The sequence below is a fragment of the Ochrovirga pacifica genome (genome assembly GCF_000220525.1).
Classification (GTDB): Bacteria; Bacteroidota; Bacteroidia; order Flavobacteriales; family Flavobacteriaceae; genus Ochrovirga; species Ochrovirga pacifica.
The window spans coordinates 87,391-109,333 of the sequence record NZ_AFPK01000043.1 but is presented as its reverse complement, the minus strand read 5'-3'; the positions used below and the strand labels follow the sequence as shown (position 1 = coordinate 109,333).

General features: G+C 32.6%; 24 protein-coding genes. 8 read left to right on the top strand and 16 right to left on the bottom strand.

Annotated features, from left to right (window positions below):
• Window positions 1-56 precede the first annotated feature (56 nt).
• From FS85_RS0109105 to FS85_RS0109085, 5 genes are all read right to left on the bottom strand, one after another.
• Window positions 57-1,235 carry a carboxypeptidase-like regulatory domain-containing protein gene (locus FS85_RS0109105; RefSeq protein WP_010135914.1) on the bottom strand — a complete coding sequence of 393 codons (1,179 nt, stop codon included), beginning with the start codon at window positions 1,233-1,235 and terminating at the stop codon, window positions 57-59.
• 198 nt (window positions 1,236-1,433) lie between these two features.
• Window positions 1,434-1,676, bottom strand: coding sequence for a hypothetical protein (locus FS85_RS0109100; RefSeq protein ID WP_010135912.1), 243 nt, complete (start codon window positions 1,674-1,676; stop codon window positions 1,434-1,436).
• Window positions 1,677-1,732: 56 nt separating this feature from the next.
• The gene (locus FS85_RS0109095; protein ID WP_010135911.1) at window positions 1,733-3,106 is read right to left on the bottom strand and encodes a T9SS type A sorting domain-containing protein; all 1,374 of its coding nucleotides are present in this window, start codon (window positions 3,104-3,106) and stop codon (window positions 1,733-1,735) included.
• 42 nt (window positions 3,107-3,148) lie between these two features.
• Complete coding sequence (locus tag FS85_RS0109090) at window positions 3,149-3,967, bottom strand: class I SAM-dependent methyltransferase (RefSeq protein ID WP_010135910.1); 819 nt, start codon at window positions 3,965-3,967, stop codon at window positions 3,149-3,151.
• Window positions 3,968-3,976: 9 nt separating this feature from the next.
• On the bottom strand, window positions 3,977-4,903 hold the full coding sequence (locus tag FS85_RS0109085; protein ID WP_010135909.1) for an aldo/keto reductase: 927 nt from the start codon (window positions 4,901-4,903) through the stop codon (window positions 3,977-3,979).
• A 113-nt stretch (window positions 4,904-5,016) separates the two neighbouring features.
• Between FS85_RS0109085 and FS85_RS0109080 the strand changes: the two genes are divergently transcribed.
• From FS85_RS0109080 to FS85_RS0109070, 3 genes are read left to right on the top strand one after another with little or no spacing between them, the layout of a single operon-like run.
• Window positions 5,017-6,099 carry an FAD-binding domain-containing protein gene (locus FS85_RS0109080; RefSeq protein WP_010135908.1) on the top strand — a complete coding sequence of 361 codons (1,083 nt, stop codon included), beginning with the start codon at window positions 5,017-5,019 and terminating at the stop codon, window positions 6,097-6,099.
• The gene (locus FS85_RS16390; protein WP_010135906.1) at window positions 6,100-6,258 is read left to right on the top strand and encodes a DUF2256 domain-containing protein; all 159 of its coding nucleotides are present in this window, start codon (window positions 6,100-6,102) and stop codon (window positions 6,256-6,258) included.
• Window positions 6,243-7,730 (top strand): cryptochrome/photolyase family protein, encoded by a 1,488-nt coding sequence (locus FS85_RS0109070; RefSeq protein WP_010135904.1) that lies wholly within the window; start codon window positions 6,243-6,245, stop codon window positions 7,728-7,730. The genes FS85_RS16390 and FS85_RS0109070 overlap by 16 nt, the downstream gene beginning before the upstream one ends.
• Window positions 7,731-7,786: 56 nt before the next feature.
• Here the strand turns inward: FS85_RS0109070 and FS85_RS0109065 are convergent, their stop codons facing one another.
• The 5 genes from FS85_RS0109065 to msrB all read right to left on the bottom strand — a co-directional run bounded on the left by FS85_RS0109065 (window position 7,787) and on the right by msrB (window position 12,311).
• On the bottom strand, window positions 7,787-8,509 hold the full coding sequence (locus FS85_RS0109065) for a hypothetical protein (protein WP_010135902.1): 723 nt from the start codon (window positions 8,507-8,509) through the stop codon (window positions 7,787-7,789).
• A 160-nt stretch (window positions 8,510-8,669) separates the two neighbouring features.
• Window positions 8,670-9,773, bottom strand: coding sequence for a hypothetical protein (locus FS85_RS16130; protein WP_010135901.1), 1,104 nt, complete (start codon window positions 9,771-9,773; stop codon window positions 8,670-8,672).
• 11 nt (window positions 9,774-9,784) lie between these two features.
• On the bottom strand, window positions 9,785-11,326 hold the full coding sequence (locus tag FS85_RS0109055) for a protein adenylyltransferase SelO (RefSeq protein ID WP_010135900.1): 1,542 nt from the start codon (window positions 11,324-11,326) through the stop codon (window positions 9,785-9,787).
• A gap of 11 nt (window positions 11,327-11,337) precedes the next feature.
• Complete coding sequence (gene msrA / locus FS85_RS0109050; RefSeq protein ID WP_010135899.1) at window positions 11,338-11,871, bottom strand: peptide-methionine (S)-S-oxide reductase MsrA; 534 nt, start codon at window positions 11,869-11,871, stop codon at window positions 11,338-11,340.
• Window positions 11,871-12,311, bottom strand: coding sequence for a peptide-methionine (R)-S-oxide reductase MsrB (gene msrB, locus FS85_RS0109045; RefSeq protein ID WP_010135898.1), 441 nt, complete (start codon window positions 12,309-12,311; stop codon window positions 11,871-11,873). Before msrB ends, msrA begins: the two co-directional genes overlap by 1 nt.
• Window positions 12,312-12,431: 120 nt before the next feature.
• Between msrB and FS85_RS0109040 the strand changes: the two genes are divergently transcribed.
• The 4 genes from FS85_RS0109040 (at window position 12,432) to FS85_RS0109025 (ending at window position 15,755) form a co-directional block, all read left to right on the top strand.
• The gene (locus FS85_RS0109040; RefSeq protein WP_010135896.1) at window positions 12,432-12,764 is read left to right on the top strand and encodes an ArsR/SmtB family transcription factor; all 333 of its coding nucleotides are present in this window, start codon (window positions 12,432-12,434) and stop codon (window positions 12,762-12,764) included.
• 38 nt (window positions 12,765-12,802) lie between these two features.
• Window positions 12,803-13,264: a DUF6428 family protein gene (locus tag FS85_RS0109035; protein WP_010135895.1), complete on the top strand. Its 462-nt coding sequence runs from the start codon at window positions 12,803-12,805 to the stop codon at window positions 13,262-13,264.
• Window positions 13,265-13,477: 213 nt separating this feature from the next.
• Entirely contained in the window at window positions 13,478-14,992 is a 1,515-nt protein-coding gene (locus tag FS85_RS0109030; RefSeq protein WP_010135894.1) for a carbon-nitrogen hydrolase family protein, read from the top strand.
• A 1-nt stretch (window position 14,993) separates the two neighbouring features.
• On the top strand, window positions 14,994-15,755 hold the full coding sequence (locus FS85_RS0109025; RefSeq protein WP_033194662.1) for a GDSL-type esterase/lipase family protein: 762 nt from the start codon (window positions 14,994-14,996) through the stop codon (window positions 15,753-15,755).
• A gap of 32 nt (window positions 15,756-15,787) precedes the next feature.
• Here FS85_RS0109025 and FS85_RS0109020 read toward each other — a convergent pair whose 3' ends face one another.
• Window positions 15,788-16,177 (bottom strand): heavy-metal-associated domain-containing protein, encoded by a 390-nt coding sequence (locus FS85_RS0109020; RefSeq protein WP_010135892.1) that lies wholly within the window; start codon window positions 16,175-16,177, stop codon window positions 15,788-15,790.
• 53 nt (window positions 16,178-16,230) lie between these two features.
• A complete protein-coding gene (locus tag FS85_RS0109015) occupies window positions 16,231-16,944 on the bottom strand; it encodes a heavy-metal-associated domain-containing protein (protein WP_010135891.1) in 714 nt (237 codons plus the stop codon).
• Between the two features lie 167 nt (window positions 16,945-17,111).
• On the opposite strand from FS85_RS0109015, the gene FS85_RS0109005 reads away from it, so the two are divergent.
• A complete protein-coding gene (locus FS85_RS0109005) occupies window positions 17,112-17,774 on the top strand; it encodes a class I SAM-dependent methyltransferase (protein WP_010135890.1) in 663 nt (220 codons plus the stop codon).
• Here the strand turns inward: FS85_RS0109005 and FS85_RS0109000 are convergent.
• Genes FS85_RS0109000 through FS85_RS0108985 form a run of 4 tightly spaced genes read right to left on the bottom strand, consistent with a single transcriptional unit; the run spans window position 17,771 to window position 21,940 of the window.
• A complete protein-coding gene (locus FS85_RS0109000) occupies window positions 17,771-19,219 on the bottom strand; it encodes a DUF389 domain-containing protein (protein WP_010135889.1) in 1,449 nt (482 codons plus the stop codon). The two genes, FS85_RS0109005 and FS85_RS0109000, sit on opposite strands and share 4 nt — an antisense overlap.
• Before the next feature lie 10 nt (window positions 19,220-19,229).
• A complete protein-coding gene (locus tag FS85_RS0108995) occupies window positions 19,230-19,817 on the bottom strand; it encodes a SprT-like domain-containing protein (RefSeq protein ID WP_010135887.1) in 588 nt (195 codons plus the stop codon).
• Window positions 19,818-19,821: 4 nt separating this feature from the next.
• Window positions 19,822-20,505: an SDR family NAD(P)-dependent oxidoreductase gene (locus FS85_RS0108990; protein WP_010135886.1), complete on the bottom strand. Its 684-nt coding sequence runs from the start codon at window positions 20,503-20,505 to the stop codon at window positions 19,822-19,824.
• The gene (locus tag FS85_RS0108985; protein WP_029489366.1) at window positions 20,498-21,940 is read right to left on the bottom strand and encodes a hypothetical protein; all 1,443 of its coding nucleotides are present in this window, start codon (window positions 21,938-21,940) and stop codon (window positions 20,498-20,500) included. The genes FS85_RS0108990 and FS85_RS0108985 overlap by 8 nt, the downstream gene beginning before the upstream one ends.
• Between the last annotated feature and the right edge of the window lie 3 nt (window positions 21,941-21,943).

The window sequence follows — 21,943 nt, the reverse complement described above, 5'->3', positions numbered from 1 at the left end:
AAATATAATAAAGTTAAAGGCTGCTCAGTAATATGGCAGCCTTTTTTAAATAGGTTTTATTTGTTCATTAGTTGGTATTGTTTTTCTAACGGTACTCCAAACAAGCCTTCCAACTCTTCTTTATGCTTTTTATAGAACTTTGTATCTGGAGGCATGTTTAGTTTTTGCCAAAATTCAGGATGATAAGGCAAATCAAGTGAGCCCATATCTAGTCCTAAACCGTAATCTTTAATTTTAGTTTTTTTCTTGTCAGTTATAACATTTAGCACAAATGCTTCGGCCTTATAATGTAGAGTTTCACCCACCGTACCAATAATGTTTGATGGCATTTTATCTTTAGGGAATCCCCATTGGTTACAATAATAACTTAAATACATTTTACCATCTTTGTGTTTTTTATAAATATACAAAGCATCACCTCTTTCAATTCTGTAAATTTTATAATTATCGATACCTACATAGAAAGTCATTTTTTCCCATGATTTTTCAGGATTGGTTCCTTCTAATATCACAACATCTTCACCTTCGTATGAAGAGCTACCAGTCTTTTTCCACTCAAACTTTTTTAAATTTCGTTTATGAAAAGAATCTCCAGGCCTAATAGGATTAACTTCGGACATGTATTCTATAGAATGTTTCCATTGTGTGTGTTTCCAAAATCTATAATCTACAGATTTTCTAGCTTCTTTTACTTGAAACCTTCCCATCCAGTAAGCTGGTCCCCTGTCTTTATATTTAATATAATTTTCTACAAAAAATTTCGCTTTTCCATCTTCACTAGCAAACCTTCTATATAAAATTTCTTTTACGTGTGGCTTTTTACTTAGTGTGTTGTTTTTTAGACTTTTTAAAGCGTTTTCCATGTAGTCTTTTGGCTTTAGCAGTACTACTGCATCTAAGCTAACTACACTTTCTTTCAATACAATTTTTCGTTCTTTACTATCTAAATAATCTTGTACTTTCATTCTAAAAGTATCAAATCCTAAAGAAGAAACATAAAGAGTGTCAGTAAGTTCGGTTGGTGTAATCATCAACGCAAATTCACCATCTTCTGTACTGGCTGTTCCAATGGTTTTATTTACAATCCCTACAGTAACAAAAGGAACTGTTTCATTCACCTCATCATAAATAGTACCTTTTAAAATGATTTTTTTGTCTTGGGCAATGATTGTACTAGTGATAAAAATTCCCCAAAAAAGAAGCCATAAACTTCTGTTTTTTGTCTGAGTCAGCATGCTTAATAGTTTTGGTTTAATGTGGTGTTAAAAGTATGTTAGATTTAGAATAAAAGTAGTCAGCTTTGTTGAAGTTAGTAGTACAGATGTATAAATAAGGGAGCATATGTCTAATAAACTGAATGTAATAGCTTATAGAATTAAAAAAATCCTTAAAACAATTAAAAGTTTTAAGGATTTAGCTAGTTGTAATTTTTATTAACCAAAAATTCGGTTGATTAGTTTTTTACTGGCATTTTTTATTTTCCATTCTCCTGTAATTCGGTTTATGTACAATACCGCTTTTTCTTTGTTAATTTGCTTGATAATATCAGTATCTCTGTTGCGTAAAAAACGCATAACTTTGTAGGCAATGGCTTTGGATCTGTCGTATTGATCTAAATTAGGGTTGGGTAAATCAAGACAACCATCAAAAACCACTATGTTTTTTATGGTATCCATCTTTTTATTTTTTTAATTGGTATTTAAATTAATCAAAAAACTATACATAAACAAACTTATTGTTTTATAATTCGGAGGATAATTGTTTTTTCTTGAAGATGTAATTTTAGCAAATACAATCCAGCAGGAACAAGAGAAAAATCTAAACTCTTTCCTGTTGCATGTCCTTTTTTAATTATTTGTTGTTGGTAGTTGTATAATGTATATGCAAAATTATCAGAAACATTTTTTATACTTGTGATATGTTTTACAGGGTTAGGGGTAGCATATATTTTTAATTTATTGTTAACTGATGTCTTAGCATGATTGCATACTTTTTCTAGTAAAAGATGTAAATCTTCTCGGTCATGTTTTTTGGTGTAACCTAGTTTTTCGGACTCATTAAAAAAGTCACAAGCTACTTCATAGTTTTCTAAATCCATGTAAATTTCTCCCAAATATCTTTTGGCAAAAGAGTTGTTTTTGTTAGTGTTTAATGCATCATTTAACAAGGCAATTCCTTTGTCTGTATTTCCTAATTTATGTTGAATATAACCTTCTACAGTATCTAGACCCCTTTCAGAATTGCCTCTTCCGTGGGTGTACAATCCTTTTTCGTTTACTCTCGCTTTATCAAGATGTATTTGAGCCTTTTGGTATTTTTCTAAATCTGTGTAGGCTATGCTCAATGCCCAATTGGCAAATGGATGCATGGGATGTTTTTTTATCACATCATTCAAATAAAAAATACCCAATTCATAATCTCTTAAAGATACAAGGTAGCCTCCTAAATTGTACACCAATCTTTTATCATTAGGATTGTGTTTAATAGCTAAGTATTTGTAGTGAATTGCTTGCTCTTCTTGCTCATATGCGCTATAAATACCAGCTATTTGATCGTATAAGTTGGCTAGTTTCTTTGTGTATATTTGTTCTGTTTTTTTATTTTGGGTAGCAGCTAATCTTTTTTTAAATACCTGTTCAATTTTAAAAAAATCATCAAGGGCTAATATTTTATTGCCTAGGTAGCATCTGTTATATGCTCTATATACAAACACATCAAAAATATTAATATCTTTAAGAATTTTGTTTAGTTCCTCAATATTTTTATAACGTTTTAAAACAGTTTCTTTGTTTTTAGGTGTGTATTTTTTAAGTATATCTACCCTTTTCAGAAGTTTTCCATTTTTAAATTGCCATTGGGTAGCAACTTCACGTTTTTTATTGAACAAGTAACAGGTTCCATGAAATCTTTCTTGTGTATCGTAGTAAAAAGCTTCGTTTAATTCTCCTGTTGAGTAATACGTTTTAACACTGTCTATTTTATTTTGATTGTTGAACCAAGTTTGTTTTGCTAGCAAACCATCTTTAAAGTAAAGTTTTTTAGATGTAGAATTTTGTGCACAAATCCCAAGAGAGACAAACAAAATAATAATGGTAATACTTTTCATAACTTTTTGTTTCTAAAAGTAGGAAAATATCAGCGTATAAATCTATTTTTTTGCAACCAATAGCATATGCGGGCTGTAGGCTAATAATTCTTCATTAGCTTCGGTAATTTGTAAAAGTTCGGTAAGTGTTTTGTTTTTTTTAGAATCTAACATATTGGTAAAATAATCTTTGTCTAACCAAATAATTCCTTCAACAGCAACCAGACTTTCTATCTGAAAATTTTGACTTAGAAATTCTTTTTTTAATTGGCTAGGTTTGTGGTAGTAAGCCTCTGCTAGCAGCCAAGGATATTCGGAAGGAGGAGTATGTATTCCTGTGGTAAGTTCTTGTTTACACATATCAAAAAAAGGTTTTTTATGCAGCAACCCTTGCATAAGGCCTGCTACTGTAGATGCTGCATGATTAATTGCAAATGCCAAAACAATTCCTCCCTTTTTTAAAACTCTTTTTGCTTCTGCAATGGCTTCTAAACGATCTTGTTCTTTTTGCAAATGATACAAAGGCCCATGTAGTAAAACCAAATCGGCAGTGTTACTTTTTATTTCCAATTGCTGGGCAGCTCCTTTTACTACTGTAAATTTGTTCTTTAATTTGTCGGATCTTTTTTGAGCTAAGGCCAAGTGTTTGTTAATAGGTTCTACCAATACAACATGATGACCTTTTTTTGCTAGCCATTCGGAGTATTTTCCTGTTCCACCACCCACATCTATTACTGTTATAGTGTCTTTTTTAAGATATCTAGAAATTAATTGTTTGATGCGTTCAAACTCAAATATTCCCATTCCTTTTTCTAGACGATTTTCTTCTGATGCTTTAGTGTAAAATGCATCAATATCTCTGCTAATCAAAGATTTTTTCATGTTTTTAGTTTAATTCCAAGCCAATGTTTTTCTTTTAGACCAATACTCTTTGGGAGTTAGTGTTAGAGATTTTAGAGCGTTTATTTCCTCTTCTGTTAAGCTAAAATCTAAGGCTTTTAAATTTTCTTTTAATTGTTTTTCCGAAAAAGCACCGCTAAGCACTATAGCCGGATTTAAGGAATCGATTACAAAGCGAAATGCTATAGCATCTATACCTACGTTGTATTTACGAGCTAGTTTACAAATCAATTCAGAAGGGTTCTGAAAAACTCTTCCGTTGGCCAAACATTCTTTAATTACCACTTTTTTATTTTCTTGTATCAATTGTTTTAAAACATCAAAAGTATTTTGTGACAATACATTGTAGGTTACTTGAAACACATCAAACAAATAAACTCCTCCAATTTTTATTTCAGCAGCTTCTTTAAGAATCAAATCTTGATGAGGTCCACTACTTGTTATTCCAATTAATAGTCCTGTTTCTTTTTTTAGTAGGGCTAGTTTTTTTAATACTTTTTGATTTTCTAAAACACCGCTTTCCAAAGTAGCAGAATGTATTTGATATACCTTTAGTGCTGGCAATAAGTTTTTAGAAACTTGCCATTGTTCTAACAGTTTATCTATACTATGTTCTTTTATTTCATGAGGACCCTTGTAGCCAATTTTCCAGTTAGCAACATAAGTATAACCCCATTTAGTAGCTAGTAAAGTGTCTGTATATTGGTGTTGGTTTTGCCATTCTTGCAAAAAAGCTTCTCCTTTTCCGTAAGATGGAGCGGTATCAAAGTAGCGAATTCCTAAATCGTAAGCCGTATTTAGCATACACATGGCATTTTCTTTAAAAGCCTGTATGCTTTTGTCTACAGAATTTTCGTCTCTTATATTTATGTATTCGGGCCTGCCTAAAGCAGCCAAACCTAAGCCAATTTTTGTCATACTCAAAAGTATAGAAATAGTTTTAGTTTGATTATAAATAAATACAAAACGTTGTAGATTTTAGCCCAGTTAAAAGTTTCCTTTTACTTTGAACAACATTAAAAAAGAAGAAAATGTACTTTCCAACCCAGATAGATGCGATATTAGAAAGGATGCAAAATATAGATCCGGTTAAATACGCTAACTCTAGAAATTATGTAGACGGAGCTGTAACGTATTTAAGTCCTTATATTTCTAGAGGTGTTATTTCTACCCAACAAGTATATCAAGAGATTAAAAAAATGGGCTTGCCATGGGGAAGAACGGAAAAGTTGATTCAAGAGTTGGTGTGGAGAGATTATTGGCAACAAGTGTGGAATGAAAAGGGAGATGCAATTTTTTTAGATTTAAAAAACAAACAAGAACCCGTTTTAAATTACCAAATTCCTAAAGCAATTTTAGAAGCTAACACAGGAATTATTGCTGTTGATGATGCGTTAGAGCAACTTTTTTCTACGGGGTATATGCACAATCACATGCGAATGTACGTAGCAGCTATCTGTTGCAATATTGCAAAATGTCATTGGTTGGTTCCTGCAAAATGGTTGTATAGTCATTTGTTAGATGGAGATTTGGCCAGCAATCATTTAAGTTGGCAATGGGTGGCGGGTGCGTTTGCAAATAAAAAGTACGTTGCCAATCAAGAAAACATAAACAAGTACTTTAAAACTAATCAGCAGCGAACATTCTTAGACGTTCCCTACGAAGACTTATTGACTATGGAAGTTCCTAATAAATTACAGAAAACAGTTCCTTTTACCGTTAATGTTGAATTACCCAAACAAAAAAAATATTCTTTACAAAACAGAAAAACATTACTTTACAATTATTACAACATTGATCCTGATTGGTATTTTGGACAAGAAGTACAGCGTGTTTTTTTGTTAGAACCTTCATTTTTTAAAAAATTTCCTGTGTCACAAAAAAGTTTAGATTTTGCTTTGCAGTTGACAGAAAATATTCATGGAATTCAAATTTTTGTTGGCGAGTTTGATGCGTTATTACAGTGGGTTGATAGCAAGAACATAGTGTTTAAGCAGCACCCTACCAATAAGCATTACAAAGGAACCGAAGAATCTAGAGATTGGATGACAACAAGTACAGGATATTTTCCTTCTTTTTTTAAATTTTGGAAAAAAGCAAAAAATGAGTTGTAAATGAAAGGGACAAAAAAACAGCATTTGCCCACCAAAAGATGTGTCGTTTGTCAGAAAACATTTGTGTGGAGAAAAAAGTGGGAAAAAAACTGGAACGAAGTAAAATATTGTAGCGAACGTTGTAAAAGAAATAAAGTAAAAGCATGGCTCATTCAGTAAATATTGTTTTTCCACATCAGTTGTTTCAAGAAAGTCCTTTGCTAACTAATGGCAATCCGACTTATCTTATAGAAGAAGTTTTGTTTTTTAAACAGTATAAATTTCACAAACAAAAAATAGCTTTTCATAGGGCAAGTATGCAGTTTTACAAGCAGCATTTAACAAATCAAAAAATTGAAGTAAGGTACATTGATGCTGAACAAAAATTAGCTGATTTAGAAAATTTTGAAAGTGAGATAACTAAAGAATCTATCTCTAAGGTTCATATTATAGACCCTGTAGACAATTGGTTGCTAAAAAAAATACAATTGGTCTTTGCCAACTGCAATTTGATAATGTACGATAGCCCCAACTTTATCCTAACCCAAAAGGAAGTTAAGGATTATTTTAAAAAAGATACTCAGTCGTATTTTCAGACTAATTTTTATAAAAAGCAGCGAAAAGATTTAGATATTCTGATGGATCCTTCCAACCAGCCCAAAGGTGGAAAGTGGACATATGATGCGGAGAATAGAAAAAAGTACCCCAAAGGTAAAACAGTGCCCAATATACATTTTCCAGAAACAAATGATTGTTGGAAAGAAGCAGTAGCCTATGTAAATAAACATTTTAGTAAAAATTATGGTAATCTTGAAAATGCTCCTTATTATCCCGTAGATTTTAAAACTTCAAAAATTTGGTTAAATCAATTTTTTGAATATCGTTTTTCAGAGTTTGGTACCTATCAAGATGCACTTGTAAAACAAGAAGTTTTTATGCATCACAGTTTGTTGTCTCCTTTACTAAATTCGGGGCTTTTAAATCCACTAGAAGTAGTAAAAAAAGCGATTGCCTATGGGGATCAAAACAATATTCCGATAAACTCTATCGAGGGGTTTGTAAGACAAATTATAGGATGGAGAGAATTTGTAAGAGGTGTTTACATAGCTAAAGGAAGTTTTTCTAGAACTCATAATTTTTGGAAGTTTAAAAGAAAAATACCGCAAAGTTTTTACAAAGGAACAACGGGAATAGAGCCTGTAGATATTGCTGTTAAAAAAGCATTAAAAACAGGTTATTGTCATCATATAGAGCGTTTGATGGTATTAGGGAATTTTATGTTGTTGTGTGAGTTTAATCCAGACGAAGTTTACCAATGGTTTATGGAGCTATTTATAGATGCATATGATTGGGTAATGGTGCCCAATGTGTATGGAATGAGTCAGTTTTCTGATGGTGGTATTTTGGCTACCAAACCATACATTAGCGGATCTAATTATCTAAAAAAAATGGGAGATTATGGAAACGGTGAATGGCAAAAAATATGGGATGGTTTGTTTTGGAGTTTTATAGACAATCAAAGAACATACATTCAAAAAAATCACAGACTTAATATGATGTTGCGTACTTATGATCGTTTTTCACCTGAAAAAAAAGAAGAACATTTAGCCAACGCATCTGCATTTTTTGAGCAGTTAGAAGGTATGGAATAAAAAAAGAACTGCTTAAGTAAGCAGTTCTTTACAAAATCGTTGAATCTTTTGGGCTATTATTTTACAGAAAATGGTTTTTGTACCTTTTTGTCTATGTTTTCTTTCCAAGAAGCACCTACAGGTCTAATAGCTATAATTAAATGGTAATTATCTCCACTAGGAATAGCATTTTTACTGTAAAGATTAATTTTTACTGTACCAGCACCTTTTGTAACTTTTTTTCTTCCACCAGCAATCCATTGGTTCTTTTTAGGCTCTTTTAGCTCAACAGCTATTAACCTATCTTCTAGAGCAGTATATGCTATTTCTATGGTGTGTGGTTTTTTATTCTCAATACTTTTTGATGTATCTACAAAACGAACACTGTCTTCTGTGGGGGTAGCTTGTTGTCCGCCAATCGTAAAAGGTTTGATACTTTTTCGATCTAAATTTTCTTTCCATGTACTTCCCGTGGGTCTTATGGCAACTCCAACAGCGTAGTTGTTTCCGTCCTCAAATTTCCCTTTCTTATTTAGTTTAATGCTAACAGTACCTTTTCCTTTTTTTACCGTTACTTTTTTTCCAGCAACCCATTTGTTATTACTATCCTTTAAGTCTAAGTTAATGTCTCGATCTTCTTCTGCTATGTAGTCTATTTCAAATGTCAAAGGTTTTTGGTTGGCCACACTTGTTATATTGTTGGCAAAAGAAACTTTGTCTTGAGCAAAAGCAAATGTAGAAAAAAACAGAGCTAAAGTTGCTGTGCTAATAAATTTAAAAATTGATTGATTTCTTTTCATTCTGTTTTGATTTATAGGTTATATAAGTAAAGTTAGTTTTAAAATTAAACACTATCAAAATAAGAAGTAAAAATTGAGGTTTTGTTGAGCTTTAAATGAATTTACTTGCTGGTTTTAAGTTGTAAAAGTTGCATTTGTGGCATTGATTTCATCAAATGTTCTAATTGTTTTTAGGCTTTATGACAAAGTCAACTCCTTGAATGTTTTTGTAAAGATTGATAGTACGTTCTTCTTCATAAAAGTCAGTAGTTATCTTTAGGGTTCTTTCACCATTGGTAAGCCCTTCAATACAATAATTTCCGTTGATATCGGTACTATCAAAATGAAAACTTCCTGCATTTACAAGAAGGCCACCTATCGGTTTTCCTTTAGAGTTTGTTACCTTTCCAGAAACAGTATACACTCCAATAGATTTATTTAAGCTATTCTGAAACCAATTAAAAACCGATTTAGCATCGTCTAGCTGCGTTAATAGCCATCGGTCGTTGTGTACGTGTAAATTTTGTTCTTTGGTAGCTTTGTGTACATCAGGTTTTAGGTAGGTAAAAGTTCCAAAATCACTCAGTCCATTTCCATCAATATACTTTTTAACTTCTTTTTGATGATTAGAAATCAATGCTGCTCTCCCTTTTAAGCGTTGTGCTCTAATTTTTGCTTGTGCCCTGTAACTTGGCAAGTCTTTAGCCCAATATTTACCCCATTTTTGTTCTCCGTCATAATGATCATGAGAAAAGAATCCTCTCCAAACATCTGCAATGGCATCATTGTGCAGCCCGATATAGTTCACAGCAATAGCTCCTCTAGAAAACCCAATCAGAAAGACTTGTCCAGAATTTCCATTGTATTGTAAACAAACGTCTTTTATGTTTTCTAGAGCATAATCTATAGTGTTTTGCTCATCGCCCCACCATTTTAGAGCTTGTTTGTAATCTTTAGTAACAAAAGGTAAGCAAATCCAAATAGCTTCGATGTTTTTAGCAATGGCATAGCCCAAAGAAGCATCTTTTAAATTTCCTGTGGATTGGGTGGGAGGATAATAGTTTCCTGTATATTCTACAATTACAGGATATTTTTTATTTTTTTGATATCCTTCGGGTAAATACAAAGAGTAAAATAAATCGGTAGCAGCATATTTAGGAGGAATTACTTTTACTCTTTTTCCTGCTGCAGGCTTTTGATGAAGCAATACAGGAACCGTAAGTGTTTTTTGTGCAAAAGTTTTTAGAAAAAAGAGACTTAAAAGACATATACAAATTTTTTTCATGTCTGTGAATTTTAAGAACTACAGCTTAACATAGAGCAACCAGCTTTATTCTTAGCCCAGTCGGGTCTTTTGGCAAACCATTTTTGATATTCGGGTTGTTCGTCATAAGGCTTTTTTAGTAGTGAATACAGTTCATCTATTAATTGATAGTTTCCTTCTTCGGCTGCATCAATAGCTAGTTGAGCCATGTAATTTCGTAATATGTACTTTGGATTTACAGCATTCATATGAGCAATACGTTCGTTACTAGATAGTCCTTCTTGTAGTAGTCTTTCTTGGTATTGTTCAAACCAAGCTTGCCATTCCGTTAAAACTTCTCCCTCTAAAGATTCGGGTATGTAAAAAGCATCAATACAATCAATAATATTACGAGCCTTGGCCAACAGTCTGTAAAAAATAGTCATGTCGGTATCTACTCGTTTTAGATTGGTTTCTAATGCCTGAATTAAAATAGCATCTTGTTTGTTCGGTTTTTGAATTCCAATTTTTGCACACATCATTTTTAGGTGTTGGGTTTCAAACTGGTTTCTGTAGCTGTTTAAAGCTTCTTCTAAAGGAGCAGCATCTTCGGTTAGCGTATAAAAAGTATTTGCTAGTTGATACAGATTCCACAAACCTATATTGGGTTGCTGTCCGTAACGATAACGTCTGTTTTGGCTATCGGTTGTGTTGGGTGTCCAATCAGGATCGTAATTGTCTAACCATCCATAAGGTCCATAATCAATAGTTTGTCCTAAAATAGACATGTTGTCGGTATTCATTACACCATGCACAAAACCTACGCGTTGCCAATGAACAATCATTGTTACAGTAGCATTTACAATTTCTTGAAAAAGTTTGGCATAACTATCTTTGTCATTTTCTTGTAAATTAGGAAAGTAATGGCGAATGGTGTAGTTCATCAATCCAGCCAAATTGGCTTTGTCGTTTCTGGCAGCAAAAATCTGAAAATTTCCAAAACGAATAAAAGACTGGGATACTCTACACACAACAGCACCAGGTTCGTAAGCAGTATTTCCATTGTAAAACACATCTCTTAAAACTTGATCTCCAGTTAGTGACAGTGATAAAGATCGGGTAGTAGGGATTCCCAGATGGTGCATAGCTTCGGCACATAAATACTCTCTAATAGATGAACGCAAAACGGCCAAACCATCAGCGGTTCTAGAATATGGAGTTTTTCCTGCACCCTTTAATTGCAGTGTGTATGATTGATCTGTTTTTACCTGAAATAAATTGATGGCTCTACCATCACCTAATTGACCTGCCCAGTTTCCAAACTGATGACCTCCATAACACATGGCATAAGGTTTTGTGTTTGGGTGTAATGAGTTTCCTGTAACTAGATTTAAAAATTCTTTCGAACCTAGATTTTCTTCTGTAAAACCTATGGTTTTAGCAAGCTCTGGATTTACATGTAAAAGTTTTGGACTTTTTGTAGGAGAGGGGCTTACATAAGAAAAACAAGCATTGTTTACTTGACGAGTAAAATTCTCGTGGTTTTCATCGGCAGGTAATTGGTTGGTAAAGGTATTCTGTATGTTTAATTTCATGTAAAAATTGCCTATTTTAATTTGTTAGCATGTAATTTTCTTAACTTACTCAATTTAGGACCCACTACTACAGAGCAATAACCCTCTTCTGGATGCTGTTTGTAGTATCCTTGATGATAAGCTTCGGCTTCAAAATAATTGCTTAGTGGACTAATTTCGGTAACAATAGGATCCTCAAAATAGGATTGTACGTTTTTTGTTACTTGTTCTGCTAGCTGTTTTTGTTCTTTGTTGTGATAAAAAATTACAGATCGGTATTGTGTACCTACATCAGCACCTTGTCTGTTTAGTGTTGTTGGGTTGTGGGCTGTGTAGAATAACTCTAAAATGGTTTGATACGATATTTGTTCTGCATCAAACTCTACACGAACTACTTCTGCATGTCCAGTTAAACCAGAACACACTTCTTTGTAAGTGGGAGTGCCAGGAACTGTTCCTCCGCTGTAACCCGAAATTGCTTTTACAACACCTTTTACTTCGTTAAAAAAAGCTTCGATGCACCAAAAACATCCACCACCTAAAGTTGCTTGTTGTATTTTAGCCATTATTTCTTAATTAAAGATTCGGAATTTACACAATAACGCAACCCACTAGGTTCTGGCCCATCAGGAAATACATGACCTAAATGACTGTCACATTGATTGCATTGAATTTCTACCCTAGACCTTCCCAAGGAATTATCTTTTAAATATTTAATTGCATTTATCTTGATGGGTTGAGTAAAACTTGGCCATCCTGTACCAGAATCAAATTTAATGGTAGAGTCAAAAAGGTCGTTTCCGCAACAAATGCAACTGTAAATTCCGGGTTCATAACTTGTACAAAACTCTCCAGAATGTGGCATCTCCGTACCTGCTTTTCTAGTAATACTGAACTGAGTAGCAGTCAGTAGCTCTTTCCATTGTTCTTCGGTTTTTTCTATCCTTTTGTCTGGCGATGGATTTTTATTTACTGTAAAATCCATTACATCTTTCCATGTAAGCATACTATTTCGTTTTATTTAAGGGTTTGGTAGTAAAAGTACATAAATCCTAACAGTTATTTTATCAATCCTTTTATAATTGAATGATTAATCGTATTATTGCAATGTTGTTAAACAAGATATATGGGGTTAGCCAAAACAGAAATTTTTAGTAACAAACAAAATCAAATAGCATCTTACTCAAAAGTATTTGGGCATCCTGCACGTGTAGCTATTTTAGAATATTTGTTTGATAAAAATGCTTGTATTTGTGGAGATTTAGTCGATGAAATTGGTTTGGCTCAACCTACGATTTCTCAACACTTAAGAGAGTTAAAGCAACTAGGACTTATCAAAGGAAATGTAGAAGGAACCAGTGTATGCTATTGTATTGATAAAGAAAAATGGACAGAAATGAAACAAGTGATGCTGGCCTTTTTAGATCAGGATATTGTTGCTGACTCTAAATGCTGTTAAAAAAATTTGAATCTATTAATCGTAATATTGCAATAAATATGAAGTTGTCAGAAATTAAATTAGCCTTACAAAAATTAAAAACAATAGGATTTCAATTACCAGATGGTTCTATGGTGCCTGCGCATTTTCATGTAACTGAAGTTGGTAAAGTCACTAAAAATTTTATCGATTGTGGCGGGACTGTAAGAAAAGAGGAAGTCGTAAATTTTCAGTTGTGGAATGAAGAGGATTACGATCATAGATTACATCCAGAAAAATTGATAGATATTATTGAACTTTCCGAAAAAATTTTAGAAATAACAGATGCAGAAATAGAGGTAGAGTACCAAGGAAGCACTATTGAAAAATACGGACTAGATTTTAATGGAGTCCATTTTTTATTAGTGAATAAGGCTACCGATTGTTTGGCCAAAGATAACTGTGGTATTCCTGAACAAAAACCTAAGGTTAGAATAGCAGCCAAACAAAATGCTTGTACTCCTGGTGGTGGTTGTTGCTAATTCTAAAAAATAGAATTGTAGTTAAACCACATTTGTTTAACACAAAAACTGTTTACAAAGTAAAATGTAAGCAGTTTTTTTTATTAAAATATCTTGATATTATTTTTTTAAATTCGAAACAATCAATCGTTTAAATTGCTACATTTAATAGAAAATACAATAGGCTTATCAACAAAAAAATAAATAAAAAGCCTTAGATGTTAGTCAATTAAAATGATAGAAAATATAGAACTTCAGTTTTTAACCTTAAATGATTATCAAGAGTTAAAACAAGCAATGATTGAGGCGTATTCTAATTTAGAAGATGCTTATTGGAAAGAATCTCACTTAGAGTCGTTGATTCAGAAATTTCCAGAAGGACAAGTCGTTATAAAAGTAAACAATCAATTGGCGGGTTGTGCACTGTCTATTATTACACATTATGATTTTATTGAAGAGAATCATACTTACCGACAAATTACAGGAAATCATACGTTCGATACTCATAAATCTGACGGAGAGGTATTGTATGGAATTGATGTGTTTATAAAACCCGAATATAGAGGGTTGCGATTGGGAAGAAGATTGTATGATTACCGAAAAGAATTGTGCGAAAAATTAAATTTAAGGTGCATTGCTTTTGGAGGAAGAATTCCTAATTACCATAAATACGCAAACAATTATTCGCCCCGAGAATACATAGAAAAAGTTAAAAGAAAAGAAATACACGATCCTGTATTAAACTTTCAAATTTCCAATGATTTTTATCCAACAAAAGTCTTAAAAAGCTACTTAGAAGGAGATGTGGCTTCTAATGAATTTGCAGTACTTTTAAAATGGGATAACGTGTACTACGAAAAGAAAACCACCAAAGCAGCAACGCAAAAAAAAGTAGTAAGACTAGGGTTAATTCAATGGCAAATGCGTTTGTATAAAAATCTAGAAGAACTAATGCAACAAGCAGAATATTTTGTTGATGCAGTTTCGGATTACCGATCAGATTTTGCTTTGTTCCCAGAATTTTTTAACGCTCCATTAATGGCAGATAACAACCATTTACCCGTTTCTGAAGCAATTAGAGAACTGGCTAAATATACACCAGAAATTGTGCAACGTTTTTCAGAACTGGCCATTTCATACAACATCAACATTATTACAGGAAGCATGCCCGAAATAAAAGACAATTTGTTATATAATGTTGGCTATTTATGCAAACGTGATGGAAGCACAGAACGATACGAAAAATTACACGTAACTCCTGATGAAGCAAAAGTTTGGGGACTACAAGGAGGAACACAGATTAAAACATTTGATACAGATTGTGGTAAAATAGGAATCTTAATTTGTTATGATGTAGAATTCCCAGAACTAAGTAGGTTGTTGGCTGATGAAGGAATGGATATTTTGTTTGTTCCTTTTTTAACCGATACGCAAAACGGATATTCTAGGGTAAGACATTGTGCACAAGCTAGAGCTATAGAGAATGAATGTTATGTAGCCATTGCAGGAAGTGTAGGAAATTTACCTAAGGTACATAATATGGATATACAATACGCACAATCTATGGTATTTACTCCTTGTGATTTTTCTTTCCCAGCAAACGGAATCAAAGCAGAAGCAACCACCAATACCGAAATGATACTAATAGCAGATATCGATTTAGATTTGTTAAGAGAATTGAATCAATTTGGAAGCGTTAGAAACCTAAGAGATAGAAGAAAAGATGTGTTTGATTTAAAAAAGAAATAAAATGATGAATTCGTTTTTTATAAAAATAATGTTGTTTTTGGTAATAAGCCATGTTTCTTGTAGCAAATCAGAAACGGATTGTTGCAATAAAACAGAAATTAACACAGATAATAATATTCAACAAAAAGCGAAAGTTAAGATCATGCCTTTGGGAGCTTCTAGGGTACAAGGAGCAAGACCTAATTATGAAAGCTACCGATACGAATTATGGAAGTTATTAGAAGAAAGTCAATATCCTTTTGATTTTATTGGAACTCAAAAAGATTTTGCTAACTATCCTATTGCAGATTTTGATAAAGATCATGAAGGCAGAGGAGGATGGACATCTTCTCAAATAAACAACAATATCGATACTTGGATATCACAAACAGGAGTTCCTGATATTGTATTGTTTAGTGCCCCTGGCGGAAATGACATTTTAACACACCAACCTTATAGACAGGTATTAGAAAACATTCATAGTATTATAGATAAAATTCAAAAACACAATCCAAAAGTTATTATAGTGTTAGAGAAAATGGCACCAGGTCATTCTAGTTTTAATACACCTAATAGAAAAGCGTTGTTTGATGTAATTCATTCGGATGTAGAAAAAATTGCCCAAGAACAAACTACAGAAACATCAAAAGTGGTTGTGGTAGATATGGCCAACGGGTTTGAAGATGCTTTTTTAGCAGATGTACTGCACTACAATAGTATAGGAGCTAAATTTGTTGCACAGCGCTATTACCATATACTAACTTCTTTTTTAGAAAAAGAGTAGCATAAGGCTGATGGATTTTATCAGCCTTATTTTTATTGATTCATTTTCATAGAATGATCGTATTTACAGCATTCAGGTAGTTTTGCATAGGCATCTATATTTCCGGTTGTAAGTTCTGTATCGTAGCCAGAATCTGCTATGGCTTGGTTAATTTCTGCTTGGTTTGTTGCTGTTTTGTTAAAAGTAACAGTTACCTTTTTTGCTTCTACATCCCAAACAGCAGTAGCAACACCTGGTACTTCTTTGGCAGCTTTTTCTATGGTATACTTACACATGGCACAGTTACCTCTTACTCCAAATACAGTAGTTGTGTTTGCTGTAACAGATTTTGTTTCAGTAGTATTGTTTTCTTTGGGTTGATTTTTTTTACAAGCTCCTAAACTTAACGCTGCAATAGCAACACTTAAAATATATTTATTCATTTGATGTGAAATTTACTAAGATTCATATGTTTTTGTGGATATAAAAATCAGGTTTAAATTAACAATATCCATACCGACATAACAATCATAATTGCATTTTCTATAAAAGTAGCTTCGGTCATGGGTAGTTTTAGTGCGGTTCCTAAACAAGCACAACGAATTGATTTCTTATCAAGCAATGTTTTGGTGACTCCAACAGTTGTAATTCCTAAAATTATAAGTGTTGTAATAAGGGCAATGTCTGTTTTAATACGCATTAAAAACATAATACCTAAAACAGTTTCTATAAAAGGGTAAATTTTGGCATATAAAGGAATTTTTTTAGCCAAAGGATCGTACATTCTAAAAGATTCAGGAAATCCTTTAAGGTCTAACATTTTAAAAAAGCTAAACACAATGTAAAATAGCCCCATAAAATCTAACATAAAGCCAGAAAAAGATTCTTTTTTATAATTGATTAAAATACTGGATACCGTAATGTAAAATAAAATAAGAAATAAAGGTTTTAACTGTGTTAACTTCCCTTGTTCTTTTTTGGTGGCTACAGTAGTTTCTGAAATTGTTTTTTTTAGGTTGATGGTGTATTTATTTGGTAATACCTCTTTTAAATCTTTTAGCGAAACCTCTTTTTCTGTTTCTATTACTGTTTCTCCAGTTTCAAGATTTACACTTACATTGTTTACATGTGCCAAAGTGTTTAACTTTTCTTCTACAGAAGCTTTACAGCCCATACATGTCATTCCTGCTATTTGATAAGTTTGTTTCATATTTTAATATAGTAATTGTGGGAATGTTACAGTACAAATTTACTTTTTATCTAATGATAAACTTTGCTAAGTGTAGAAAAAACAAACAACCTTACAAATTGTTTAAATACAAAGCAACGTATCATTACAAAATGTATTTTTGATTTGTAAAAAATGATAAAATCAACATGGCTAAAAGAAATAAAACTCCATGGCCTACCAAAGCAGTTATGGAACAAATATATGACAACAATCTTTGGGGAGGTGCAACCGGAACTTTTTATTCGGGCGAAGGGTCACATCACCCTAATTGGGTAAAACCCTATCAACAAGTTGTAATTGATTTTTTAATGTCGTTTTCAGAAAAACTAGTGGTTTGCGACTTAGGTTGTGGAGATTTTAATGTAGGAAATGTCTTTGTTGCTTATGCCCAAAAATATATTGCAGTTGATATTGTTGCTGACTTAATTCATTACAATCAACAAAAATACAAGCAAGAAAATTTAACGTTTTATTGTTTAGATATTGCCAACGATACATTGCCTAACGGAGATTGTGTAATTATTAGACAAGTACTACAGCATTTGTCTAACAAAGAAATTCAAAATATTTTAAAAAAACTAAGCAATTACAGCTATGCCATCATTACAGAACATATTCCCAATGGCAATTTTCAACCTAATATTGATATCATTTCAGGACAAGGAATCCGAATTAAAAAAAAGAGTGGGGTAGCAGTTCTAGAGCCTCCGTTTTTGTTCAATGCAAATTTTGTAAGGATAATGCACACCATCGATCTTGAAAAAAATAAAGGGAGAATTGTAACCACATTGTATAAAATTATACATTAATCCTTTGCTATAATTACATCTATATTAGTGTTGTTTAAGCGTTTTTTTAACCAATCTTTTAACTGAGCATTGTTGTTGGGTTGAATAATAGAATCTTTTTTCCATACAGCTTCAAACACAATCAATGTGTCAATTTTACTAAAGTTGGTCGTTATTTTATTGGCGTAACTTAATTTTTCTAGACTTCCATAAATAATTTTTGCTTCTTGACTAATTTGAACAAATGGAATTTGCTTTTGATAAAAACGTTGCAATTCTTTGTCTTTGGCAACCAACATAGCATCTTTTTGCTGAATAATTTCGTCTTTAGTAGCTATAAGGTGTTGATTTTTTAAATACGAATTTTTTATTTTTTCAATTTCGTCTTGCAAATACGTAGCTTTTTCGTCTTGCTGAACAGTAAGCTTGGTGTTTTCTAATCCGTATTCATGCATTTTGTTAGACCAAATGGTTTGTTGAGAGTTGTTGATATTACTTCCTAAAACTACAATTTTAATCATTCTTTGGTCATAATCTACTACGGTGTTAATAATACCAGCTCCTGTTTTTTCTTGCATTTCAGAAATAAAAGTTTCTGCATTTTGTTTAAACCTATTTTTTAAAAATAATAAATAGAATTGATAAACACTAAATCCTAAAATTAAGGTAGCCACAAATCCTACCAATCTTGCAATTTGTCTTCTTTTTGCCTGGTTGATGTATTTTACAACAGGAAATCGTAAGAATTTTACCACTACAAACGTGGCCAAAGCAATAAATATTAAGTTGATAAGGAACAGAAACATGGCACCAAGAAAATAATTAAAATTTCCTGTTCCTAAACCAAATCCAGCTGTACACAAAGGTGGCATTAATGCGGTAGCAATGGCAATACCTGCAATGGTGTTTGTCATTTCTGTTCTTCTACTCAATGCTATGATTAGGGCAAAACCTCCTGCCAAAGCAATCAATACATCTCTTACATCTGGGGCAGTTCTGGCTATTATTTCAGGAGTTGCTTCTTGAAACAGGGGGATGCTAAAAAACAAAAAAGAGGTAGTTAAACTCAACCCTACCATTACCGCAAGGTTAATTAACGACCTTTTTAAGGTATCAATATCGTTAATTCCAATAGACAATCCTAATCCCAAGATAGGCCCCATAAGCGGTGAAACAAGCATGGCACCAATAACAACTGCGGGAGAGCTTACGTTTAGTCCAATAGAAGCAATTACTATAGAAAATACTAACACCCAAGCAGTATGGCTTCGTACAGCAATTCCTGCTTTTATTTTTGTAATGGTTAGTTCTTTATCGGTCTCTTCTCTAATGTTTAATAGGTTGGTAATAAATTCTATAAATGAACTAAAAAAACCCTTAAACTCTTCTCTAACTTCTTTTTTTTTGCTTTCCAAATGCTCTTCGTTGGTTGGCTTTTTGGAATTATTGTTTTTGTTTTCTTCCATAGGTGGATAGCTATATTTTTTGAACCTCAGCGTTTTGGTGAATCAAATATTTTTTTTGAGTTTTAATTTCTATGCATAAATAACGCGTTCTTCTTTTGTGTAAAATCTTATAAATACGTTGGTTTAAGCAGAACAAATCTTCTGGGTTTAATTCAAATATAAAATAATTATGATTCTCTTTTTGCTTTTTTTTCATTAACAGCAGCGACAATTTTGGATCAGAATCTGTGGTGGCTTTTGGGTTTTTTAAATGTTGTGCTAAGCAAGAAAGTAACTCTGGTTTAAAAACAGAAGGGTGTAAAAAAGGCAACATTAATTGTTGAAAACAAGTTTTCCATTCCGTTCCATGAGGTTTTACTTTTCCGTGGTTGTGATAAGTATGCAAATGAGCAATTTCATGAACCAATGTAATTAAAAATTGTTCTTTACTTAGGTTGTTGTTAATACTGATAGAGGCAAGGGGAGAAGTAGGCCTAAAATCTCCTCTTTTGGTTTTTCTTTCTTGAGTAATTTTTAATTTAAAAGGAACCTGCACTAACAAATCAGCCAAAGCATTTTTTGCCGCAGGTGGAATGTAGGGTAAAAGTTGTTGTAACATAAATTTAAGGTGTAGAACTAGAGACTTCTAGTACTTTTCCGTTGTAAAATTGGTGTCCTTTTAATGTAAAATCGTAAATATAAGCGGCCATTTCTTTGGGCTCTAAAGGTGCTTTGTACCCAGGGAATGCTTCTTCTAGCATTTCTGTTTGTACGGCTCCTAAAGCCAATACATTAAATGCAATTTCTTGTTCTTTGTATTCTTCGGCTAATAATTCTGATAAAGTTATAACAGCTCCTTTAGAAGAACTGTAAGCGGCTAAACCAGGAAATTTTAAACTTCCACGCACACCACCCATACTACTGATTGTAACTACATGGCTTTTTGGTGGCAAAAAGGGAATCATTTTTTGGGTTAATAAGGCTACTGAAAAGACATTTACTTGGTAAACTTGATGGAATTCTTCTTGAGTGATTTCAGTAAAAGCTTTGTTTACTAGTTTTCCTGCATTGTGAATCAATCCTGTTAATTTTATTTTTTTATTTTGCAAATAAACAACCAATTGTTGAATGTCTTCTTCTTTGCTAAGATCTACCGAAAAAACTTTGATGTTGGGGTGATTAAGAGCTTCTATCGGTTGTGAATTTCTAGAAACTGCAAGTACTTGGTAATTGTTTTTTGCAAATATTTTGGCAAGTTCAAATCCAATTCCTCTGCTTGTTCCAGTAATTAATATTGCTTTACTCATCGTCTTTTTGGGGTTCTAAGGTTTTAAAATCTATATGTTGATAAGCACCTATATCAGCATTTGTTGTTCTGTTTGTTCCTAGTATATCTGTAGGTACTTGTTGTGCTGTAGTGATATTAGCTTTGTCAATTCCTTCGTTTTTTAGTCCAATTCTTAAATCATTAATAGAGGTGTTTCTAAAATCAAAAGTAGGCTGAAATAAACAGTTTGTGTAATAAGATGTGTTGTTGGTATTAAAAAAATCGGTTCCTTTTTCAAGGTTTATCATGCAATTGGTAAAAGAAAAGTTAAAATTGCTAAAAGACTCGTGTTTGTCAAATTCAATCTCGGTGTTTTTAGAGCCTGCTATAATACAGTTTACAAAATCAGCACGCTGCAAACTTGCTTCTATTTCATTAAAATTGGCATCCAAATAATAGTTTCTTAAATAAATATTTTCATCAAAACGATTTCCTTTGTTCCAGTAATTGGCAAAAGTACAATGCAAAAAAGTATACAATCCTCCTTGGAGTTTAAGATTGGATTCTTGTGCTTGGCCTAAGACCAAATTTTCTGCTTTTACGTTTGCATTCGTAGCTTGTATACTGTGTTTTCCAGCGTTGTATATTTCAGTGTTTTGAATTAAAATTTCTTGTTGGTTTTCTATAATATCAATTCCGATAGTAGGGTTTAAAATCTGTAAATAGTTAATAGTTGCTTTTGCATTTTTTTTTAGCTCTATTCCCTGCCACTGTCCTGGAATTTGATCATAGACATAACTGAGTTCACTACCTCTAAAAACCACAGAGTCATTTAGTGTACCGTTAACGGTTAAGGTAGCTCCTTCAGAAACTGTAAGACGAGAATCTTTGCTAAAATAAACCGTAGTACCCGATGCTATTTCTAAAGATTTATTTTTAGGTATTACTGCATTCCCAAAAATAACATACGGTTGTTGGTTGGTAAAAGTGGTTTGAGAAAGCTGAAATTCAGATCCCGAGTCTGCATAAAGTAACGTTGCTTTTTTTACCAATGTAAGCAAATCAACATCTTGTGTATTTCCTTGTGTATCAAACAAAATCTTATCGGTATAAATTAGATCATCGTCCTCAGTATCTACAGTAGTTTCTACCCATATAAAAAGACTGTCTTTTGCAAGAATCAATACGTTTTCAAAGTCAGTACCCGGAATTCCATCAACGTTTAATCTGTATTTAGAATCTACTTTTTGCAATTGAATGTTAGGAATCAATACATCTTCACGACTTTTATTGTACACCGTCAATACATTTGTTTTGGTGGTTAAGTTGTTAAAAACGGTGTCTAAAAACAATGTGTCCGAAGAAAAGCGAAGCATCCCGTTGCTGGGTATAGTGTCAAAATCTTTTCTACACGAAATATGTAAAACAAAAAGACCAAGAATGCTTATTTTTAAGAGGTACGATAAATACTTCATACA

What these genes read in the sequence shown, in the direction of transcription:
- FS85_RS0109105 (WP_010135914.1), bottom strand. Translation starts at nt 1,235, where the DNA reads ATGCTGACTCAGACAAAAAACAGAAGTTTATGGCTTCTTTTTTGGGGA.
- FS85_RS0109100 (WP_010135912.1), bottom strand. Translation starts at nt 1,676, where the DNA reads ATGGATACCATAAAAAACATAGTGGTTTTTGATGGTTGTCTTGATTTA.
- FS85_RS0109095 (WP_010135911.1), bottom strand. Translation starts at nt 3,106, where the DNA reads ATGAAAAGTATTACCATTATTATTTTGTTTGTCTCTCTTGGGATTTGT.
- FS85_RS0109090 (WP_010135910.1), bottom strand. Translation starts at nt 3,967, where the DNA reads ATGAAAAAATCTTTGATTAGCAGAGATATTGATGCATTTTACACTAAA.
- FS85_RS0109085 (WP_010135909.1), bottom strand. Translation starts at nt 4,903, where the DNA reads ATGACAAAAATTGGCTTAGGTTTGGCTGCTTTAGGCAGGCCCGAATAC.
- FS85_RS0109080 (WP_010135908.1), top strand. Translation starts at nt 5,017, where the DNA reads ATGTACTTTCCAACCCAGATAGATGCGATATTAGAAAGGATGCAAAAT.
- FS85_RS16390 (WP_010135906.1), top strand. Translation starts at nt 6,100, where the DNA reads ATGAAAGGGACAAAAAAACAGCATTTGCCCACCAAAAGATGTGTCGTT.
- FS85_RS0109070 (WP_010135904.1), top strand. Translation starts at nt 6,243, where the DNA reads ATGGCTCATTCAGTAAATATTGTTTTTCCACATCAGTTGTTTCAAGAA.
- FS85_RS0109065 (WP_010135902.1), bottom strand. Translation starts at nt 8,509, where the DNA reads ATGAAAAGAAATCAATCAATTTTTAAATTTATTAGCACAGCAACTTTA.
- FS85_RS16130 (WP_010135901.1), bottom strand. Translation starts at nt 9,773, where the DNA reads ATGAAAAAAATTTGTATATGTCTTTTAAGTCTCTTTTTTCTAAAAACT.
- FS85_RS0109055 (WP_010135900.1), bottom strand. Translation starts at nt 11,326, where the DNA reads ATGAAATTAAACATACAGAATACCTTTACCAACCAATTACCTGCCGAT.
- msrA (WP_010135899.1), bottom strand. Translation starts at nt 11,871, where the DNA reads ATGGCTAAAATACAACAAGCAACTTTAGGTGGTGGATGTTTTTGGTGC.
- msrB (WP_010135898.1), bottom strand. Translation starts at nt 12,311, where the DNA reads ATGCTTACATGGAAAGATGTAATGGATTTTACAGTAAATAAAAATCCA.
- FS85_RS0109040 (WP_010135896.1), top strand. Translation starts at nt 12,432, where the DNA reads ATGGGGTTAGCCAAAACAGAAATTTTTAGTAACAAACAAAATCAAATA.
- FS85_RS0109035 (WP_010135895.1), top strand. Translation starts at nt 12,803, where the DNA reads ATGAAGTTGTCAGAAATTAAATTAGCCTTACAAAAATTAAAAACAATA.
- FS85_RS0109030 (WP_010135894.1), top strand. Translation starts at nt 13,478, where the DNA reads ATGATAGAAAATATAGAACTTCAGTTTTTAACCTTAAATGATTATCAA.
- FS85_RS0109025 (WP_033194662.1), top strand. Translation starts at nt 14,994, where the DNA reads ATGATGAATTCGTTTTTTATAAAAATAATGTTGTTTTTGGTAATAAGC.
- FS85_RS0109020 (WP_010135892.1), bottom strand. Translation starts at nt 16,177, where the DNA reads ATGAATAAATATATTTTAAGTGTTGCTATTGCAGCGTTAAGTTTAGGA.
- FS85_RS0109015 (WP_010135891.1), bottom strand. Translation starts at nt 16,944, where the DNA reads ATGAAACAAACTTATCAAATAGCAGGAATGACATGTATGGGCTGTAAA.
- FS85_RS0109005 (WP_010135890.1), top strand. Translation starts at nt 17,112, where the DNA reads ATGGCTAAAAGAAATAAAACTCCATGGCCTACCAAAGCAGTTATGGAA.
- FS85_RS0109000 (WP_010135889.1), bottom strand. Translation starts at nt 19,219, where the DNA reads ATGGAAGAAAACAAAAACAATAATTCCAAAAAGCCAACCAACGAAGAG.
- FS85_RS0108995 (WP_010135887.1), bottom strand. Translation starts at nt 19,817, where the DNA reads ATGTTACAACAACTTTTACCCTACATTCCACCTGCGGCAAAAAATGCT.
- FS85_RS0108990 (WP_010135886.1), bottom strand. Translation starts at nt 20,505, where the DNA reads ATGAGTAAAGCAATATTAATTACTGGAACAAGCAGAGGAATTGGATTT.
- FS85_RS0108985 (WP_029489366.1), bottom strand. Translation starts at nt 21,940, where the DNA reads ATGAAGTATTTATCGTACCTCTTAAAAATAAGCATTCTTGGTCTTTTT.